Genomic DNA, 19501 nt, shown 5'->3' on the forward strand with positions numbered 1-19501 from the left:
TCTGCGACGGACCCCTCGCCGGCTGAGCGCTCGCGGCCGGCATCCTGTCCGTGTGCCGATAGGCCTCGCACCGCTCGGCAACGCAGCATGGCGTTGGGTCGCGACCTGGCCACGGCTCGGCGGGGCGCGATCGTCTCGTGCGTTGGCGGACTACGGGAGCTTGGACGCGAGGACGTCGGCCGCCAGGATCTCGGGTGCTGCGCTGAGGAGGTGCTGGTTGGCCATCAGGGCTGCGACGATGGCGCCGTTGGCGTGGGCGTCGCGAGCGGCCTCGTCGGGGAATGCATCGAAGATCCAGAAAGTGTCGGCGTGGGTCCTGACCGCGAACCAGACAATCGTTCCTGTTTCTTCGTTGGCGAGTTCGACAGCGCCGGCGAGCAGATCGGCGAGCGCGTCGTGCTGGCCATCGGCCGCGACGATCTTGGCGACGAAGGCATACGGAAGTGATGCGGGTGTGGACATGAGGGACTCTCCTTGACGTCGTGGTTCTTCGTGGGACGAGTTCAGCGTATGACGAGCGAGGGCCGGTGGGTAGTGGCGTATACGGCAGGATTGCTATTGTTTACGTCATGCGTATTGGACTGATCGCGATTGACGGCTGCTTCGGTTCGGCTATCGCGTCGATCATCGACATCGTGCGGGTGGCCGACGGAGCCCGCGGCGATGTCGACCCGCGGATCGACCCGATCGAACTCGCCATCCTCGGACCGAAACGGCGAGTGACCACGACGGCATCGATGACCCTGTCGGTGGACCACCCGCTGTCGGAGTCCGCAGAGTTCGACGTGGTCGTCGTCCCTGCGCTTGGAACCCTTACGGCCGCCGCTACCAACGACGCCCTCCAGAGCCGAGATGCTCGTTCGGTCATCGCCTCGCTCGGGCGCCTCGACGAGGCGACCACCCGGATCGCCGCGGCGTGCACCGGCGTGTTCGCTGTCGCCGAGACCGGACGGATGCAGCATCGGCGGGCGACGACCAGCTGGTTCCTGGGGCCGGAGTTCCTGAAGCGCTATCCGACCGTCGCCCTCGATCTCGACACCATGGTCGTGGTCGACGGGAACCTCGTCACCGCCGGCGCCGCGTTCGCCCACATCGACCTCGCGCTCTCACTCGTGCGATCGATCAGCCCCGACCTGGCCCAACACGTCGCTAAGCTCCTCATCATCGACGAGCGCCCGTCGCAGGCGGCCTTCGTCGCCTACGAACATCTCCGGCACGAGGACCCGATCGTCGTCGCGTTCGAACGCTTCGTGCGCGCCCGCCTGGACGAACCGTTCAACGTCGCCTTCGTCGCGCAGTCGCTCGGCACCAGCCGGCGCACCCTCGAACGACGAGTCCGTGCGGCGCTCAACCTCACTCCGCTCGGCTTCGTCCAACGGCTTCGCATCGAACGAGCTCGGCACCTCTCAGCAACCACGGACCTCACCTCCGCCGAGATCGCGCTACGGGTCGGCTACGCGAACGCCGAGACTCTGCGCTCCCTCCTGCGTAGGGAGCGACGCCGTTCCTGACCTACGCCATGCCTGTAGCCGGTGTGCTAGTGCTCGACTGGAACCACCTCTCAGCACGTCGCGTCGACGCTCCTGCGTCGCCCCTGGACGACCCACTCGACACGCCCGCAGCACAGGCCATGTGACGTGTCCCGGCTTCCCGGACGGTCGGGGTTGGGTGGCTGTGATGTCGCTGCGTTCTCGTCGAGAGGATCAGCAGACCCGATCAGAGTCGATTGGGATAAGACGCGAAGGCGGTCAGGTCAGGGCGGCCGAAGCCGGCCAGCGGGGTAGCGTCGGACACTCCATTTGAAGGCGCACCGTTGTTGACCGATGCGTTTTGGCCCGTGGCGATCACCGTTCCGATCGTCGCAGTCTCCGATGTTCAATGCCGAATGGTTACAGGCTCGTCCGCCATTATCCACTCGACGATTGCGGCAACATGAGCATCGACCGAGTCGAGGGCCGGTAGGGGAGCGGTCTCCGGTGGGACTAACAGGCCGATCTCCGTACACGACAGGGCCACAGCGTCAGCGCCACGAGCCTTGAGGTCGTTCATGATTTCGACGTAGCGGGCTCGGGAGGCATCGGTGAACTTCCCTTGGGTGAGTTCATCCCAGATAATCTGATCGACCTCGAGGCACGTTGCCTCATCCGGTACCAGAGTCTTGATGCCCTGCGCTTCGAGCCGGCCCGTGTAGAAATCCTCCAGCATGGTCCATCGGGTGCCCAGAACGGCCAAAGTTGAGTATCCCTGTCGCTTCGCCATCGTCGCGATCGAATCGACCATGTGAATGAGAGGCGCATCGACTGAGGCCTCGATCGCCGGGGCGCACTTATGCATGAGATTGGTGGCAATCGCGACAGCTTCGGCGCCGCCATCGACTAAACGCTGCGCCGTCGCCGTCAGGGATGCATCATTACCTGCCCAATCGTTGGCCTCCTGCAGCTCCCGGATGTCCGCGAAGTCGCACGAGTCGAGGAGGATCTGCGCGGAATGATGACCGCCGAGCTTTTTGGCCACGGCATCGTTGATCTTCGTGTAGTACTCGATGCTCGAATGCCAGCTCATTCCACCCAGCAGACCGATCCTGCGCATACTCCCACTCCTCAAATCAGCACCTAAGTCACGACGATTACTTCCAGTGTGGTGCGCATCATCTGCCTCCGGTAGACCCAGTCCGCTCTGCTCTGACATAAGCTGGACTTATGGCTACAGTCTTCGAACAGGCTCTCGACCTCGGCGAGCCCAAACGCCTCCTCATCTTCGGCGCCATCGCCGAATCCGGCAGCATCGGCGCCGCCGCCCGTGAACTCGGCTGGTCCCAACCAGCACTGTCCCAACACATGAACGCCCTCGAAAGGGACCTCGGCGTCACCCTCTTCGACCGCACCCCACGCGGAATCCGACTCACTACCGCCGGCCAGCTCGCCCGCATCCGTGCCAACGAGGTGGCCGCTTCGGTGACGGGACTGCGCAGTGACCTCGCCAAAGCCTTCGGCCTCGGCGGACGCAATGTGCGTCTTGCGGGATTCCCGAGCTTCGTCATCGGACCGCTCGCCGCAGCTCTCGGTCGACTCGAGGCAAACGCAGGCACACAGACTGACTCACCACTTCACCACTCATACGAAGTCTCCGAAGCTGAACCGCCCGAAGCGCTTCGCCTGCTCGACGACGGTGCCATCGACATCGCCTTTCTTTTCCATCATGAAGACGAAGCCCCACCCGAGCTGGCCGGCCACATGACCGTCGACCTCGGCGCCGACCACCTCGACCTGCTCGTACCCGAACGCTGGAACCGAGCCGGGCAGATCCAACACCTCAATGATGTCGCCGAACTGCCGTGGATCATGGGATGCGTGCGGTGCCGATCCACCGCCGAACGCCTGTGCCGAACTGCCGGCTTCGAACCCCGCACTCGGCACATCACCGATAACCCCGGCGCCATCCAATCGCTGGTCTCCAACGGCCTAGGTGTCGCACTGCTCCCTCGCAGCGCCCGCCGCTACTCCCAAATCCCAGGCATTGATCCCATCGCCCTTGCCGAGGCCGGCGCTCGTCGCGTCACCGCGATGATCCCCGACGGCCTGGCGGACGCCTCAGAAGTGGTCGACCTGATTGATGCGCTGCGAGCCTCCGACGTCACAGGAGGTGGGCCAGGTGCCGCAACCGGGTCCGAGGAAGCAGAAGCCACAACTCGTGCACGCGCCACCGGCACCTCGACCGACGGCTACGGTGACTCGTGATGAGCACGTTCACCAAAGTCCTCGACAAATGGCTGACGGTCACCACGGCCGCGGCGATCATCGTGATGATGCTCCACATCGTCACCCACGCCTTGGCCCGGTCGATTTTTCACGCCCCGCTCTATGGCACCAATGAGATCGTCGAATACTGGTACCTGCCGATCGTTGCGCTGCTCGGCATCCCCGCCGCCCAGCTGCAGAAGGAACACATCACCGTGACCATGGCCGTCGAGAGGGCGAAACCTGCCACCGCCGCAGTGTTCACGGTCTTCGCCTGCATCCTCGGTGCGCTCGTGTCTGTGGCCTTCGCCTGGTTCGGGCTGAAGAAGGCCCTGGAGAACACGGCAATCGGGTCGACCGCCGACGTCTCTGCCGTCATCACCTGGCCGGTGTATTACCTCGTGCCGATCGTGTTCGTGCTCCTCGCCGTGCTGTACATCCTCGACGCCACCGCGATCCTCCGCCGCCGCACCGAAGCCGGGGAGGAGCAGTGAACGCGAACACCGACCTCACCGGCGCACCCCTGCCACCAGACAACTCAAACAGCGCGACCATCACCGGCGCCCAATCCCCGAATACCACGAAGCTCTTCCCCTCAGGCTCCCGTCGTGAACGCCCCGGCATACTCGCCCTGACTATCGGGTTCGGGCTCGTCGCCGTCTGTCTCATCGGCCTCTTCACCAGCCCGAGCGCTGCCATCGGGGGAGCTTGGTGCATCGGAATGATGCTCGTCCTGCTCTTCCTCTCTGTTCCGGTGGCCATCGCGCTCTCCGTGCCGTCGATCATCGGCGTCTACGCCGTATCCGGGATTCCGGCGACGATGAACATCCTCTCGACCGCACCGTTCAGCGCCGTCTCGGACTGGTCGATGAGCGTGCTGCCCATGTTCATCTTCATGGGCATGCTGCTCACCCAATCCGGACTCTCCGGCAAGGTCTACCGGGTCGCCGACCACTGGTTTAGCTGGCTGCCCGGCGGCATCGGTATCGGCACCACCTTCGCCGGGGCGGGACTGTCCGCCGTCACCGGCTCGACCATCGGCATGACCTACGCCCTGGGCCGAGCCGGCATTCCCGAAATGCTCAAGGCCGGCTACGACAAACGCATGGCCGTGGGCACGATCATGGTCGCCGGCATGACCGGCAACCTCATCCCACCCTCGATCCTCATGGTCATCTACGCCGGCATCGCCTCTGTGCCCGTCGGCCCAGCACTCATGGCCGGCGCCCTGCCCGGCATCCTGCTCGCCGTATGCTTCGCTATCTTCATCTTCGCCATCGGAATCTTCGCCCCGAAACTCGTCGGCCGCGGCCAAGCAACAACCGCCACCACAAACCCAGACACCACCAACCCCACAACCCCCGAACGCCCCACGACCACCTGGCGCGACCGCTTCACCTCCCTGACTAGCGTGTGGGGCTTCGCGATCATCCTCGTCGTGCTCTTCGGCGGCATGTTCTCCGGCATCTTCACCCCCACCGAGGCCGGAGCCGCCGCCGCACTCTGCTCACTGCTCCTCTGTCTGTGGGAAAAACGAGGGGAACAACCGTGGCGCAAGGTCGCGGACTCGGCCATGGATACGGTGGCGGCCACCTCGGCGATCTTCTTCATCATGATCGGCGCGACCATGCTCACCAGCCTGCTCGCCATCACCGGACTCGCGCCCATCCTCACCGGCCTCATCACGGACCTCGGACTGTCGCGGATCGGATTCCTGCTCGTCCTCATCGTCCTCTACATCGTCATGGGCATGTTCTTCGACACCTTGTCGATGATGCTGCTGACCATCCCGATCCTCCTGCCCACCCTCGAGGCGATGGGCGTGAGCCCGCTGTGGTTCGGAGTCTTCGTCGTCCTCCTCGGCGAGTTCGCGATGGTCACCCCGCCGGTCGGCATCATCGCCTACATCGTCCACTCGATCGCGAAGAACCCCGAGGTCAACCTCGGTGTCACGGTCACGCTGCGCGACATCTTCACGTCCCTGCTGTGGTTCCTGCCCGTCGTTGTGGTCTTCCTGGTCCTCCTCGTCGCCGTGCCCGGAATGACCGAATGGCTGCCCGACCTTATCAGCCGCACCAGCGGGGGAATGTCTGGGTGAACCTCGCCGAGGATGCCCCGCCCAACCGTGCACTATGTTGTTCGGGTGGCTGCCGCAGGGTGTGAGCGGACTCATGGTTAGGGTGACCTCATTCAGGCATATGATTGGAGGGAATTCTCAGCTCTCGTTCAAAGGAGTCCCATGAAGCGCATCCGCACAGCCGCCCGGCCCGCCAAAGCCCTCGCGGCGGTCGCCTCGCTGGCACTGTTGGCCGGATGCGCCGGTTCCGTCGGCGGTGACGGATCGGGTTCGGGAGACTCCGCGGGGGAGGGCTTCGCCTATGACGCCTCCCAAGATGAGATCGATGAGGCTCTGGCCGATCTTGACCCGGTGACGATCAAGTTCCAGCCTTCGGCAATGTCGGAGAAGTCGATCCTCGCACCCAACGGCCTCGACGTGAAGAAGGCCATCGAGGAGCGCTCTGGTGGCAAGATCACGGTCGACATCGTCTGGGGTCAGGCGATCGCGAGCTACGAAGATGTCGATGACGCCCTGGCCGATGGCCGAGTCGATCTCGCGTTCACTCTGCCGTCGTACACCCCGGCCGAGTACCCGGCCTTCGACGCGATCGGCACGGCCATGTCGACGCTGCCGTCCTCGCCAGTGGCCAGTGATCTGGCGGCGAATGCGGCCGGAGTCCAGGCCGCGTGGGAGACACCCGAGGTGCTCGAGGAGTTCGAGAAGAAGAACCTCGTCCCGCTCATTCCGATGCTCGCCGCCGGTGGGTATTCGACGATGTGCTCGAAGCCGATGACCTCGCTCGATGACTGGAAAGGCAAGCAGGTGCGCGTCGGTTCGGCGGCTGCTGGCAAGCAGGTGACCGACTTGGGTGCGACGCCGGTGTCGCTGTCGTTCCCGGAGACCTATGAGGCGCTGCAGCGTGGAACCGTTGACTGCGACCTCGGTCAGCTGGCACCGAACGTCGAGGCAGGCACCTTCGAGGTCGCCCCGAACATCGGTGTCGCCTCGGATGCGGGCATTGCTCGGTCGGCCGGTGCGATCACGGCGGGTAAGAAGTATTCGGCACTGCCGGTCGCCTACCAGCAAGTCATCTTCGACTCGATGTCGACGACGTTCAGCACGATGATGGAAGTCGTCATCGGAGCGAAGGCGCAGGCCGTCGAACAGGCGAAGGACAACGACGGTTCAGTTAAGCCGTTTGATGATGGCGTGCAGAAGCATATGGCGAAGTACGCGAAGAACCTGTCGGACAAGACTGCGGAGAAGGCGGGCGTCTCCGATGCGCCGAAGACACTAGGCACCGCTGGTTCGGAGTGGGCGAAGTCCGTGTCCGAGCTGGGCTATGACGACAAGGGTGACTTCGCCTCACTCGACGAGTGGTACCCGGAGGACGCTTCGTACGACAAGCTCGGCGACGAGCTGTTCGAAAAGGTCATGGCCGCGCACCGGCCGGAGTGAGGGCGAAGCAACACCGAAGATAGGCGTACTCGATAAGCTCAACGTTTGATTTGGGGCTGACCTTAGTCTTTTGCGCGCCAAGCGTATGAAGAATAGTGCGGTGACGTCCTCCCGGAAGGCCTGAATAAGCACGATCCGATAACAAATCTACTGGTCAGTGCCGGGACCTCAGTAGTCGATTTCTTGATCTACAACGGCGGTGATACTTTCATTTTAAAATTGAGAGATTGGTGTTTGGATGTTCTACAAAACAAACGATGGGCCACCTGAGAAGCCAGCGTCCCAACCTTCGGTGGGCACTCCGCCTCAGACTCATTACTTCACTCAATCATCGCCGCCGATGCCACATGAGATGCGGCAACCGCAGCCACTACAGCCTCAGCATCAGAATCCCAGTTTTCCCCTTGGCGCCGTTCCGGTGCAGGGCGGTGGGTACCAATACCCGCATCCTCATCAACATCAGTACCCTGCGTATGGCTATCCAATGATGCACCAGCAGGTTGTGGTCCAGAATCAACAGCGTGGTACCAACCATGGATTGCATATCATCCTCAGCATCTTGACCGCGGGGATGTGGGTTCCTGTATGGCTGATCATTTGGGCCGTTCGGGGGCGCTAATAATCATCAGTAGCGGCTAGTTAACTATCGGCATGTCATCGTCGATTCGTTCCCGAAAACGCTCACTGTGATGATGACAGTCGCCATAGGCGCGCAGAGGTTGGGTATCGGGCTGGCGAAGGCCATTTACGACAAGAGCGAGCTCGGTTCACTCGACGAGTGGTACCCGGAGGACGCGAATTACGACAAGCTCGGCGACGAGCTGTTCGAGAAGGTCATGGCCGAGCACCGGCCGGAGTGTGCGCAACTCCACTCACGAGTCCGGTCAGGGATTCGAGAGCCACTGAATCCAGATCGACGCCCGTCGTCAGACGTGCCTTTCGCGGGTGGATTTGGCGCCCATCTTTGCGCTGACGGCGGTTGCCGCTCTGGCAACCAGGGGTCCGACTGTGTCTATTCGATCAAGGATCCGTGCCGATGGGCCGGAGACGTTGATGACTCCGACGATCTGACCGAGGCCATCACGAATCGGAGCGGCTGTGGACGTCAGACCGACTTCGATCTCCTCGGAGGCAACGCTGTATCCTCGTCGTCGGTCGGCCTCCGTACGTTCCAGCACCGTTTGCACGTCTCGCGGTGCAGCTGGTCCGACATTGTCAGCGCCCAGATCGCGGGAGACCAGACTCTCAATATGTTCGTCATCGCTGTCGAACATCAAGGCACGACCAGAGGCCGTGTAATGCAGGGGAGACCGGCGCCCCACCCAACCGCCTGCCTGCAGCGATTGCCTTGACTCCTCGCGAAGAACCGTCAGTGACCGATTTCCCTCCTGCACCGACAGGAGCGACACCTCCCCGGTCGCGGCGACGAGCTGTTGCAGGACCGGCCGGCAGACTCTCACCAGGTGGTCGTCCCCGGCTCGTGCCGCCAGAATTCTGAGATGCCAACCCAGCCGATACTGGCGAGTTGACTCGTCCTGTTCCAGCAGACCTCCGCGGGCCAGGGACTTCAGCATCCGTGACACCTGACTGCGTTCACGGCCGACCGCGGCAGCTAACTCGGAGACTGACTTAGTCGCACTATTCGGGTCTTCGAACGCCAGTAGCAGGGAAGCTACTCGCTCGGCGGTTGTGTCTGCCACCTCACGTCCTCGTCTCTTGATCTTCTGTAACCAGCCTTCCGCCACTCTAGCGCAAATCTGTCGATTTATTGCTGACAGAGCAACACCAATTGCTCGGAGAGCCATTCTATTCCTAAGCTCGGCGTGTCCCAGAACACAAAGAAGCGGAGTGAAGAGATGGAATCTGTAGATGCACAGTCGGATTTGCAGAGCGGATATGCCACGCCCGACAGCGAAATCCTCTACGGAAGACAGACACAGCTTGGCGTCATGAACTTCGGAACCCCGAGGCGCCGGTTCGCCGACGTACCGGCACTCATCCGAAGCTATGCCCATGTCAAAGGTGCAGCTGCCAGCGCCAACTTGACGCTCGGCGTCCTCGACTCCACGAGAGCTCAAGGTATCCAGGACGCAGTCAGCGAAATCCTGGCTGGCCGACACGATCAGCAGTTCCCGACAGCGCTGGTACTCGGCGGCGGAGGAACGACCTCCAACATGAACGTGAATGAAGTCATCGCCAACCGTGCCAGCCAGCTGGCCGGAACCGACGTTCACCCCAATGACCATGTCAACGCCTCTCAGTCCACCAACGACACTTACCCGACGGCTATGGCTCTCACTGTGCTCGATCTTTCGGCACCCGTTGTGGCCGCTGTTGAAAACCTCATCGCTGCTCTCGAGCGGAAAGCGACTGAGTTCGCTGAGGTTCGGCGTCTTGGACGCACCTGCCTGCAAGATGCCGTCACCCTCACCGTCGGCCAGACGCACCAGGGCCAGGCCACCGGCCTGAAACGAGGAGTGACGTCGTTGCAGGAAGCGCTGAAGGAACTGACCGCCGTTCCACTCGGGGCAACCGTCCTCGGCACCGGGATCGGAGCGCCCGAGGGGTACAGCGAACTGGCAGTCGCAGAACTCGCCCGAACCACGGGCCTGCCGCTGACAGTTAACGACGACTTCTTCGACGCTCTGGCACATCTAGACACGTACGCAGCCGTCGCATCAACCGTCGCTCGGATCGCAACGCTCATGGCCAAGATCGCCGCGGACTTCCGGCTGCTTTCCTCCGGTCCCGGGGGAGGACTTGCAGAGCTGACATTGCCGGCCGTCCAGGCGGGATCATCGATCATGCCAGGGAAGATTAATCCTGCAATCCCTGAGTTCGTCATGCAGCTGAGCTATCGGATTCGCGGCGCCTCGCACACGGTCGAGTCAGCTGTCGCTGCCGGTGAGCTCGAACTCAACGTCATGGAACCAGTCATCGTCGACGCCCTCATCGATATGTTCGACGACCTGACAGGAGCTGCCGCCGTATTCACCGAACGCTGTGTCAACGGCTTGGAATGGAACGGCCAGCGCCTGGAATCAAACGCTGACGAAGGCTATGACAAGTGGGTGGCGCTCGCCGCCGAAGACGGATACGACGCAGCTGCTGCACAGGTGCGTTCATCCCGCGCTGCGAAGACTCGGGAGGTCTGACAATGAGCACGACCCCAATCCAATACGAAGATGTACCGCTCAACCGGTTTCATATCCGAGTGGCTGCGGCAGGTTCTGGAGGTCAGTTCAGCGACGGGTTCGTTCTCGGCATCATCGGTATCGTGATCACCTCTGCTACCAACGCCCTGAATCTCACGCCCCTGCTTATCGGAATGCTCGGTGCGGCAACTCTTGTCGGCCTCTTCCTGGGGGCCATCATCACCGGGCCGATCGCCGACCGAATCGGACGATCCACAATCTTCCGGTTCGACATGCTCATCATCGCCTGCCTCTCGCTCTCGCAGTTCTTTGTGCAAGAGTCCTGGCAGCTGCTCATTGCACGGCTCCTGATCGGGCTGATGCTCGGCGCCGACTATGTTGTGAGCAAGACGCTCGTGACAGAACACGCGCCACGGCATTTTCGTGGTCGGCTGCTCAGCTTGATGGCGGTGGCTTGGGCCGCTGGCTACGTGTTCGCCTACCTCGTCGGATTCCTCATCTCCCACATCGACGGTGAGTCCTGGAGGTACATGCTCATCGCGAGCGCCATCCCTGAACTCCTCGTTTTCAGTGTCCGACTGGGAGTCCCCGAATCGCCGTTGTGGCTCGTGCGACACGGAAGGGCGGAAGACGCTGCAGCAGTCGTTCGAAAGGTCGTTGGGGCCGACGTTGCTCCACCCGCTGCCGACATGAGCGGTTCTTCGGAGCGAACGCAGTCTCGTTACCGAGTGCTCTTTAGTGCTCAGCACCGTCGCCGTACCGTCGTCGGAGTGGTGTTCTACGTCTGCCAAGTCATTCCTTACTTCGCCCTCGGGACGTTCTCTCCACTGGTGATGGAATCACTGGGAGTGACGAACAGCTTGGCTGGCGGAGCTCTCTACAACATCTTCCTTCTCACCGGAGCGATCCTCGGCATGGTCATCGTCGATCGACTCAGTCGCCGATCATTCCTCATCAGCACATTCTTCACAGGCGCGGTCTTCCTCACCGCTCTCGTGCTGCTCGCCCCTGTGAGTCCGATTCTGGCGGTTGTTCTCTTTGCCTGCTTCGCGCTTGTTCTCGCAGCTGCGGCGAACCTTGAGTTCATCTACCCGCCCGAACTGTTTCCCACCGAGGTGCGGGCGTCAGGGCTGGGGATCGTCACCGCCGGAAGCCGAATCGGATCCGCTGCCAGCACGTTCCTTCTGCCATTGATTGTTGCCGGAGCCGGGATCAACACCGCACTGTTCTCTTGTGTTGGAATCCTCCTGATTGGCGGCATCGTCTGCTATCTGTGGGCGCCCGAAACTGCGAAGGAATCCATCGCCGACCTCGATAAGAAGGCGGGAGATAGTTTCAGCAATACCTCGGTCAGCGGAAGCCGGTGACGTCTGTCAACTGATCGCTGATTGGTGAGCACATGTGGCGGCTGCATTCGGAACGTACGGTTCCGGGTGTGGCCGCCTTTTCCGATGCGTGAACAACCACTCGGAAGCGCCTGCATCTCGGGCTCGACTTACGGCGGCCTTCAAGTCAGGCGACACGAATGAATCCCCTGATGCATCGCAAACTCTCCATCGCAGTCACCCGCTTCCGTTAGGCCGGTGACGGCGCCGAATTACAGTGAACCGAACCTGGCCAGTAGTGTCCAACAAGACACAGACCGCATACGACGGAAAGGCTGACGGGTGAAGACCCTCGACGCCATCGTCTCGCTCATCATGGGCCTCTCGATCTGATCCATCACTCTCCATCTGTACCAGTTTCTCGATAAGCTTGCGGGAATCATTTCGATGAGTTTTGCACCAGTCAGACCGGTGTGAATCTGGTTCCTTTAGCTGCGGTGAACCACCGGCTAGTGGGCAGTGGGCACTAGCCAATTTCGTAGAGTTTCCAACCTGTCGCGGAGCTCCTCCCACGGCAGGTTGAGGTCGAGAGTCTGGACACCGATTCGGTTGCCATGGATGACAATGTCGACATCGGGCTGCTCGTCGTGGATGGTTCGGGCATACAAGAGAAGCCCGCTGACGGAACCATCGCGATGAACATCGGCGTTCCATACATACGTGGCGATTTGGTAGAGGTTATGCGAATGAACCGTCTGTTTTTCGCCTCGGCCTGACTGGAGCGAACGACCATAGCATTTCGCATCGATAATGAGTTTCGCATCGCCACTTGTCAGCATGACATCGGTCTGCATGACAGGTAATTGTCCAGTGCCACTGCTTCGAAGAGTGTCATAAGCCCATGGCACCTGGCGTGCGTGTGGTGCTAGCTCAGGGTGGTGGATCTTGAAGTACTGAAGAATGAACCGTTCGTAGAGTCTGTCCATCGCCTCGTCGCTCAACCAAGACCAGAGTTTTGAGCGGCCTGGGTCCTCTGTCGGAAGTAACCCCTTGACTATCAATTCGCAGACCCCGAGCAGCATTCGATAGCTTGCGTTTGCGCGGTGAATACTCAGATCACCCCAACGAATTGCCGTTGGTCTGATCTCGTTGACAGATACGAAATGGGGCAATAAGTCAGTGAGTGCCTTTCGTCGTATCGGCTGGACCTCGCCCCGACGAATCAACAAGACTACTACGGACTTGAGCGCACGATTGTGGGGAGTGTCAGATAGGTATTCGTCGAATTGACAGACTAAGCGTCCCCGCAGCATTGATCGAGTACTGGCTGTCTTGGAAACGTCGATTCGACCGCGAACGGTCGTGAGAGTCTCTGTACGGGGAAGGTAGTCGTGGTGTAGTCCGCGTTTGATCTGTGTACTCACCCCGCGGTAGAGCAATTCCGCGAGAAGGTCGTGGAGGTGGTCAAAGGACTCGCTCTCGACTGATGCGACGCCCCGGTTCTGGAGTGCCCGAAACGCATAAGCCATCATCACGTACACATTTCGGATCAGAATCGTATTCGAACTCATCGGAGAACGGCTCTGAGCTCCTCGGACCAGTTCTCGTACTTGTCTGGCTCATCGAACCAGTATTCTCCGAGAAGCGGAATGAGCTCGTCGTGCACGATCGATTGGATCCAGTGCTCGTCGAGATTGTCACTTCGCGGACGAGTCAAGTAGCTGTGGCCGACTGTGAAACCTTGACCCAGTGAGAGGTCATTGGTGATGTCTATATTGAGCCGGTTGATGACATCGACCAGACCATCGAACTTTGGATCGTTGACCTCGGCCCGCCAGTCTGCGAATCCCGGAGTTTCGAACGCCGGATGCATCGGGAAGAATCCGAAGCGACGTCGCAATGCGTAATCGATGACGGCAAGGCCTCTGTCGGCTGTGTTCATCATTCCGATGATGTGGAGATTGCTCGGTATGGAAAACAATTCGTCCTTATAAAGCAGCCTGAGTTCTTGTCCACGTTTGTCCGCTTCGATGAGCATGAGAAGCTCGCCGAAGATCTTCGAAATATTGCCGCGGTTGATCTCATCGATGATAAAGAAATAAGGCCGCTTGGAATCGTCTGCTCTGGCTTCTTCGCAGAATCGATAGAAGGGTCCCTTTTCCAGACGGAATCCGCCCTCTTCTGTCGGCCGGTAGCCCATCATGAAGTCTTCGTAGGAGTAGCTCTGATGGAACTGGACCATTTGAGTTCGAGCAGTGTCCTTGACACCCATGATTGAGTAAGCGAGCCTCTTCGCAGCAAATGTCTTACCAACGCCGGGTGGGCCAGAGAGAATGATGTTCTTCTTGCGTTTGAGCAGAGACGCCAAACGGTCGTACTCGTCCTCGGTGACGAAAACCTCGTTGAGGAAGTCTTCGCGAGTGTAAGCCGGGAGCGTTTCTCGAAGAGGCTCTTGCAACGCCTCGCTGTCTTCGGCGAACAGCTCTTCGAGCTGATCTATGTACCCGGGGAAATGGCTAATATCGGTGAGAGTCTTCATCGCGGCATTTTCCGGGTTCTCCCACTCACCGTCATGCGTCCACTCGACGGTCCGGACGTAGCGGTACGAACTACGATCTGGTTCGTACCGGGCAGAAGAAGTAACCTCGCCTCTGCCGACCAGCAGTCGACGTCCCTTCTTGGCATAGATGATGTCGCCTGGCTCGATCTCATTCTGGAATTGCCAAAGCGCCAAGACATCGTTCTTCATCGAAGCCCCCGTCTCATCAACGTCAAGGGCCTGGCGTATGGAATCCCTGTCGGGGAACTGAGCGAGGTCCCCGACATCCCAACCGAGTGCCATGATTCCTTCGGAAGAGAACTCCTTCCATTCTGAGGCTTGGCTACCAGGGGAGTAGAGCCAATAGCGACGTGAACGCGGAGTATCTTCATCTGGATCAGATGATTCATCAGATTCTTCGTTGTAGAACGTGTCATCCCACAGTTCCCGAATATATTCGTACCAGAAGCCGAACTCTCCTTCGAACTCCTGCGCGAGTGCTCCGCGTGCCGTCAGCAGGTCACGATCAACAGAGACCGGATCGTCCCCACCTACCGTGCCTATCCACTCAGACAATCCGTTGCGCAAATGAAGTTTCGTCGTGGCAGAGGCGATCGGTTCAAAGGTGTCTGGGCGAGCAAGGAACTGCAGGGCGTTGCGCATTCCTGGTTGATCTTCGCCAGAGTCGAGCATGGCTTGTTGAAGTGCCCAGGGGTCCGAACGCGCAGTCTCCCGAGTGCCTTCGTCAAGGGAGTTCCAGTAGCGGACAAACGTCGCGGCCCAGGACAGATGCAACCACATGTCACTGTAGTACCACTGTCCTGCTCGGAATCCGCCGAGATCCGAAGGCCGGTCAAACGACCTTAAGATTTCGGATGGCAGCTGCAGGTCGTCATCGAGATGAGCGAGGACCTGATCAAGATGTGATCTCCGGGTCTGCGGCCGAATACCCAGAATCGGGACCTCACGGAGGAACACCAACTCTGCGGCTAGGAGCACGACCTCTCTTGGCGCATTGTTGAGCTGGATATCGAGCTTTTCCCACTGGCCCATCGAAGTTCCGACGATTGGGTCGTCCTCGATTCTGGCGCGCAGTTCCTCAGCAGCTGTAGGTGTCCAGACTTCCACTGTGGGATCGAAGACGGAGCGGCGATCTCCGAGAAGATGCGAAACTATCTCAGCAGCTTCCCCCGCAAGTTCCATCTCGTTCCCGGGACGGGACTGGGCCGCGACGGACAGTGATACCTGATCAGAAGACATATTTGGATGCTAGCGGCACATTTCAGATGTTGTCCACGCCTTTCAACATCGACTTCGATCTCTGCGTACCCAGCGTCACCTCAGTTGATATCAACTAGGCTGAATCATGTTGCAGCGGCACGATGACACCAGCCACAGGGAGGCCAACGTATGACGATCCTCTACACCATCGGACTGGGCGTCCTCAGCGCGCTCATCGTCGGATTCCTCGTCCGGCGGATGATGCTCACCGGCACCGGAGCCGCCCGCAACACCATCGTCTCCCTCATTATGGGCCTCTCGATCTGGCCCATCACCCTCCAGGCGTACAAACTCCTCGGCATCTCAGAATCCGACCAATACCCGAACCTGTCGATGAGCTTTCCGGCGATCATGGTCTTCCTGCTGCTCTTCGCCTGGTTCATCGTCATCCAGATGTTCGTCCTCCTCGCGATCGAACTCATCATGCCCTCGGGCACGCTGAGCTCACTCATCCGCAATGCGCCGAAGATCCCCACCTGGTATCGCCGCGTCAACCGCCTGGCCCAGATTCAGTCGATCCTCATCAAATTCGGCCTCTCCCGTTACCTTAGGCCCCGAATCCCCACCCTGCGCGTCTCACTTCGAGAGATCGCAGCCACCACCCGCGACGCCCTGGCCGCCTCGGGGGTCACGTTCATCAAGCTCGGCCAGTTCATCGCCACTCGCGGTGACATGATCCCGCACGAATTCGTCGAGGAGTTCTCCACCCTTCAGGCCGGGGTGAAGCCCGTTCCCTTCGCCGAGGTGAAGGACCAACTCGAGACCGAATGGGGCCGTCCCGTCGCCGAGGTGTTCGCCGAGTTCGATGAGAAACCCTTCGCAGGTGCCTCCGTCGCCCAGGTCCACCGCGCAGTGACCTGGGAAGGCCGCGTGGTCGCGGTCAAGGTCCAGCGACCGAAGATCCGCAAACAGGTCCGGGCAGACTGCGATATCGTCCTCACCCTGGCCGACCGCCTCGATCGCACCACCGACTGGGCGAAGAAGATCGGCATCGCGAAACTCGCCCGCAGCTTCGTCGATTCCCTGCAGGGCGAACTCGACTACCGCGGCGAGCTCGCCCACATCGAAGCCCTCCGTCTCGCCGACGAGACCGGGCGGTCGACGACGCAGACCGACTCGGTCGTTCATATCCCGCACGTGTACAAGGAACTCTCCGGCGAGTTCGTCATCGTCATGGACCTCGTCGAAGGTGTCCCGCTGTCCCACGGCGCCGAGGTGGTCGACCACCTCTCCGAAATCGCGCGCAGAGAGATCGCCCAGGATCTCTTCCTCATGGTCGTCCGCCAGGTGCTCGGAAAGGGCATCTTCCACGCCGACCTCCACCCCGGAAACATCGTCGTCTCGAGCGCTGGCCGTGCCGGCCTCGTCGACTTCGGTGCCGTCGGCCGCATCGACAAACGCGATCGTCGAGCCATCGCGCTGCTGCTCATGGCCTTCGACTCGCAGAACTCACAAGCGGCAACGGCCGCAATCCTTGAGCTGCTCGGGACACCGAGCGAGGTGAACCTGCGGGAGCTGCAGCGTGAGATCGGTCAGATCATGCTCAAGTACGGCGACGGTGCTCCGGGCTCGACCTCGGCTGCGCTGTTCGGTGAGCTCATCGACTTCGTCGTTGACTTCGGGTTTCCGATGCCGGCCTCGGTGGCCACGGCGTTCCGTGCCATCAGCACGCTCGAAGGGTCAATCACTCGCCTCGTGCCGGAGCTCAACCTGTTGGCACTGGTCACGGATAACGGGAAGACATTGCTCCGGGAAGTCGGGGGACTGGGAGTCGACCGTCACGAGATGACGCTCTATGCGGCAGCGACCGCACCGCAGATCGCCGAGCTGCCCGGACAGATTTCCCGGATTGCCGGTCACCTCCAGGACGGAACGCTCGACGTCGGAACGAGCGGGCTGAACATTGCGACTATCAAGAATCTGCTGGTCTCGACCGTCGAGCAATTCATTCAGGTGATCGTCTCGACTGCACTCATCCTCGGCGGGGTGATTCTCATGGCCGCCAACTTCGGGCCGGCTTTGGCGCCAGAGCTCAAACTCTTCACGTACTTCGGCGCCTGGATGTTACTTGCTGGTAGTGTGATTGCAGCGTTGGTTCTTGCGCCGGCGCTCAGGCAGCGGATGACGTGGGAAGGGCTGGGGTAGGCCAAGTGACGGAGCCAGTGGAGACGACGCGAATCAGCGATACCGCACTCATCTTCGAAGGCGGTGGGATGCGGGCCTCACTCACCAGTGCCATGGCCGTTGTCTTGCTCAACGAAGGTCTGTCGTTCGATTGGGTCGCTGGCATCAGTGCGGGAGCTTCCACTGCAGTGAACTATCTGTCCGGAGACAGGTGGAGAGTGCGTCGATCGTTCGTCGAATTCGCCAAGGAAGAGGAGTTCGGCGGATGGCGGTACTTCGCTCGTGGGAAAGGTATGTTCCACGGCGAGTACATCTACCAACGAGCGGGCGCTCCAGATGAAGCTTTGCCCTTCGACTGGGACACCTACGAGGCAAGCACCGGCGACGTGCGCATCATTGCGTTCGACGCCGAGACCGGCGAAGAGGCGGTGTGGTCGAAGAAGGACACTCCGAATATCGACGATCTGATGATCCGTGTGCAGGCGTCATCGACGATGCCGATTGTCATGCCGCCTGTGCACCTTGATGGGCACGTGTACGTCGACGGTGCGATGGGGGAGGACGGCGGAATCGCTCTGAGCCAGGCCCAGCGCGAGGGCTTCGAGAAGTTTATTGTCGTTCTGACCCAGGAGCGCGGCTACAAGAAGGAGCCGCAGCGATTCCCTGCAGTCTTTCGCGGCCTATTCCGAAAGTATCCGGCGCTGGCCGATGCGCTGCTGACACGGTGGAAGCGGTACAACGAAACTCGCGAACGCATCTTCGAACTCGAAGCCGCGGGCAAAGCGCACGTCTTCGCTCCCGACCGCATGCCGGTCGACAACAGCACCCGTGACCTGTCGAGACTGGCTGCTGCCCACCGTATGGGGCTTTCGCAGGCACGGAGGGAACTGCCTGAGCTACGTGCCTTCGTAGCTTAGGAACAAACTGCATTCGTTTAAAAGTGATCGACACGATGTAACTAGTAAGCAAACGACTCTCTAACAGCGAACATCGAGAAAATGGGCATCACTGCGCCGTAAACGTCAAATCATTGCAGGATCGTGAATGGCTATCTATCACAGAAATTAACGACCCAATAAGCGAGGCGAGGATTCACGAATATAGAGATGGTAGACTAAACAGTCTAACGGATAATACCCGATTCAACGGGGACCAAACCCTAAACGAAAATAATAAGATCACAGCCGATCAACGAGCTGTGGGTGAAGAGATTTCAATGCTTGCAGTAGGCAGATCAGCCGTGATATGCGATGTTGACGGAACGCTATGTGATGTACGTGAAATCCGGCATTTCGTAGAAAAACCAAAGGATCGAAAAGGCTTCCGTGCCAACTTCAAAAGCTTTCATGCAGGATCTTTGTACTGTCCACCGTTTATAGAGGTGTCAACGTTGATGAAGCATCTTTATACGAACGGCTTCAACTTGATCCTGGTTACGGCGAGGGAAGCTCGCTGGCGAGAACTAACCGAGAATTGGTTAAAGATCCATGATATACCATGGCACGACATCATCATGCGCAAAGACCTGGACTACAGGGCCGATTCAATTGTCAAACAAGAGATGTGCGAAGATCTGACAAGTAAATATTCGATTAGACTAGCAATTGATGATCGCGACGACATCTTGGCGATCTGGGCGGGATCGGAAATACCAACTATAAAGGTTGGCTCAGAGGGTCAACTCTCAGCAATCAGTTGGCCATACGGAAAAGTTGATTCGGAAATCGCTGACATAGTCGAATAGCCCGAAGCGATAGAAATTTGCCAACATTGGAGACACTCCGGACGCTGCAGTGCATCAGCTCGGAACTTGTATATAGTTG

At 60.0% G+C, this 19501-nt stretch carries 15 protein-coding genes; 10 read left to right on the forward strand and 5 right to left on the reverse strand.

Annotated features, from left to right (window positions below):
- Window positions 1-150 precede the first annotated feature (150 nt).
- On the reverse strand, window positions 151-462 hold the full coding sequence (locus HK108_RS15010) for a putative quinol monooxygenase (protein WP_181272101.1): 312 nt from the start codon (window positions 460-462) through the stop codon (window positions 151-153).
- Between the two features lie 107 nt (window positions 463-569).
- Here HK108_RS15010 and HK108_RS15015 point away from each other — a divergent pair, with 107 nt between their 5' ends.
- Window positions 570-1511 carry a GlxA family transcriptional regulator gene (locus tag HK108_RS15015; RefSeq protein WP_181272102.1) on the forward strand — a complete coding sequence of 314 codons (942 nt, stop codon included), beginning with the start codon at window positions 570-572 and terminating at the stop codon, window positions 1509-1511.
- Window positions 1512-1875: 364 nt separating this feature from the next.
- Here the strand turns inward: HK108_RS15015 and HK108_RS15020 are convergent, their stop codons facing one another.
- On the reverse strand, window positions 1876-2589 hold the full coding sequence (locus HK108_RS15020; RefSeq protein WP_181272125.1) for an aspartate/glutamate racemase family protein: 714 nt from the start codon (window positions 2587-2589) through the stop codon (window positions 1876-1878).
- Window positions 2590-2699: 110 nt separating this feature from the next.
- Here HK108_RS15020 and HK108_RS15025 point away from each other — a divergent pair, with 110 nt between their 5' ends.
- From HK108_RS15025 to dctP, 4 genes are all read left to right on the forward strand, one after another.
- Window positions 2700-3737, forward strand: a complete 1038-nt coding sequence (locus tag HK108_RS15025; RefSeq protein WP_229664195.1) for a LysR family transcriptional regulator — start codon at window positions 2700-2702, stop codon at window positions 3735-3737.
- Window positions 3737-4231 (forward strand): TRAP transporter small permease, encoded by a 495-nt coding sequence (locus HK108_RS15030; protein WP_181272103.1) that lies wholly within the window; start codon window positions 3737-3739, stop codon window positions 4229-4231. The genes HK108_RS15025 and HK108_RS15030 overlap by 1 nt, the downstream gene beginning before the upstream one ends.
- The gene (locus tag HK108_RS15035; protein ID WP_181272104.1) at window positions 4228-5835 is read left to right on the forward strand and encodes a TRAP transporter large permease; all 1608 of its coding nucleotides are present in this window, start codon (window positions 4228-4230) and stop codon (window positions 5833-5835) included. The genes HK108_RS15030 and HK108_RS15035 overlap by 4 nt, the downstream gene beginning before the upstream one ends.
- 141 nt (window positions 5836-5976) lie before the next feature.
- On the forward strand, window positions 5977-7254 hold the full coding sequence (gene dctP, locus HK108_RS15040; protein WP_181272105.1) for a TRAP transporter substrate-binding protein DctP: 1278 nt from the start codon (window positions 5977-5979) through the stop codon (window positions 7252-7254).
- A 926-nt stretch (window positions 7255-8180) separates the two neighbouring features.
- On the opposite strand, the gene HK108_RS15045 is transcribed toward dctP, so the two are convergent.
- Window positions 8181-9269, reverse strand: coding sequence for an IclR family transcriptional regulator (locus HK108_RS15045; protein ID WP_308423786.1), 1089 nt, complete (start codon window positions 9267-9269; stop codon window positions 8181-8183).
- Between HK108_RS15045 and HK108_RS15050 the strand changes: the two genes are divergently transcribed.
- Together HK108_RS15050 and HK108_RS15055 are read left to right on the forward strand one after the other, a co-directional pair.
- A complete protein-coding gene (locus tag HK108_RS15050; RefSeq protein WP_219922468.1) occupies window positions 9204-10409 on the forward strand; it encodes a lyase family protein in 1206 nt (401 codons plus the stop codon). The genes HK108_RS15045 and HK108_RS15050 overlap by 66 nt on opposite strands.
- A gap of 2 nt (window positions 10410-10411) precedes the next feature.
- Entirely contained in the window at window positions 10412-11776 is a 1365-nt protein-coding gene (locus HK108_RS15055) for an MFS transporter (protein WP_181272108.1), read from the forward strand.
- A gap of 467 nt (window positions 11777-12243) precedes the next feature.
- Here HK108_RS15055 and mcrC read toward each other — a convergent pair whose 3' ends face one another.
- Together mcrC and HK108_RS15065 are read right to left on the reverse strand one after the other, a co-directional pair.
- The gene (gene mcrC, locus HK108_RS15060; protein ID WP_181272109.1) at window positions 12244-13305 is read right to left on the reverse strand and encodes a 5-methylcytosine-specific restriction endonuclease system specificity protein McrC; all 1062 of its coding nucleotides are present in this window, start codon (window positions 13303-13305) and stop codon (window positions 12244-12246) included.
- A complete protein-coding gene (locus HK108_RS15065; RefSeq protein WP_229664197.1) occupies window positions 13302-15533 on the reverse strand; it encodes an AAA family ATPase in 2232 nt (743 codons plus the stop codon). Before HK108_RS15065 ends, mcrC begins: the two co-directional genes overlap by 4 nt.
- Window positions 15534-15683: 150 nt before the next feature.
- Here HK108_RS15065 and HK108_RS15070 point away from each other — a divergent pair, with 150 nt between their 5' ends.
- From HK108_RS15070 to HK108_RS15080, 3 genes are all read left to right on the forward strand, one after another.
- The gene (locus HK108_RS15070; protein ID WP_181272110.1) at window positions 15684-17699 is read left to right on the forward strand and encodes an ABC1 kinase family protein; all 2016 of its coding nucleotides are present in this window, start codon (window positions 15684-15686) and stop codon (window positions 17697-17699) included.
- 17 nt (window positions 17700-17716) lie between these two features.
- Entirely contained in the window at window positions 17717-18595 is an 879-nt protein-coding gene (locus HK108_RS15075; RefSeq protein WP_268236684.1) for a patatin-like phospholipase family protein, read from the forward strand.
- A gap of 113 nt (window positions 18596-18708) precedes the next feature.
- A complete protein-coding gene (locus HK108_RS15080) occupies window positions 18709-19422 on the forward strand; it encodes a phosphatase domain-containing protein (RefSeq protein WP_181272112.1) in 714 nt (237 codons plus the stop codon).
- The last annotated feature ends 79 nt before the right edge of the window (window positions 19423-19501 follow it).

Source organism: Brevibacterium sediminis, assembly GCF_013623905.1.
GTDB lineage: Bacteria > Actinomycetota > Actinomycetes > Actinomycetales > Brevibacteriaceae > Brevibacterium > Brevibacterium sediminis.

Excerpts from the sequence above, each read along its gene's own strand:
- HK108_RS15010 (WP_181272101.1), bottom strand. The coding sequence starts at position 462 with ATGTCCACACCCGCATCACTTCCGTATGCCTTCGTCGCCAAGATCGTC.
- HK108_RS15015 (WP_181272102.1), top strand. The coding sequence starts at position 570 with ATGCGTATTGGACTGATCGCGATTGACGGCTGCTTCGGTTCGGCTATC.
- HK108_RS15020 (WP_181272125.1), bottom strand. The coding sequence starts at position 2,589 with ATGCGCAGGATCGGTCTGCTGGGTGGAATGAGCTGGCATTCGAGCATC.
- HK108_RS15025 (WP_229664195.1), top strand. The coding sequence starts at position 2,700 with ATGGCTACAGTCTTCGAACAGGCTCTCGACCTCGGCGAGCCCAAACGC.
- HK108_RS15030 (WP_181272103.1), top strand. The coding sequence starts at position 3,737 with ATGAGCACGTTCACCAAAGTCCTCGACAAATGGCTGACGGTCACCACG.
- dctP (WP_181272105.1), top strand. The coding sequence starts at position 5,977 with ATGAAGCGCATCCGCACAGCCGCCCGGCCCGCCAAAGCCCTCGCGGCG.
- HK108_RS15050 (WP_219922468.1), top strand. The coding sequence starts at position 9,204 with ATGAACTTCGGAACCCCGAGGCGCCGGTTCGCCGACGTACCGGCACTC.
- HK108_RS15045 (WP_308423786.1), bottom strand. The coding sequence starts at position 9,269 with ATGGGCATAGCTTCGGATGAGTGCCGGTACGTCGGCGAACCGGCGCCT.
- HK108_RS15055 (WP_181272108.1), top strand. The coding sequence starts at position 10,412 with ATGAGCACGACCCCAATCCAATACGAAGATGTACCGCTCAACCGGTTT.
- mcrC (WP_181272109.1), bottom strand. The coding sequence starts at position 13,305 with ATGAGTTCGAATACGATTCTGATCCGAAATGTGTACGTGATGATGGCT.
- HK108_RS15065 (WP_229664197.1), bottom strand. The coding sequence starts at position 15,533 with ATGTCTTCTGATCAGGTATCACTGTCCGTCGCGGCCCAGTCCCGTCCC.
- HK108_RS15070 (WP_181272110.1), top strand. The coding sequence starts at position 15,684 with ATGACGATCCTCTACACCATCGGACTGGGCGTCCTCAGCGCGCTCATC.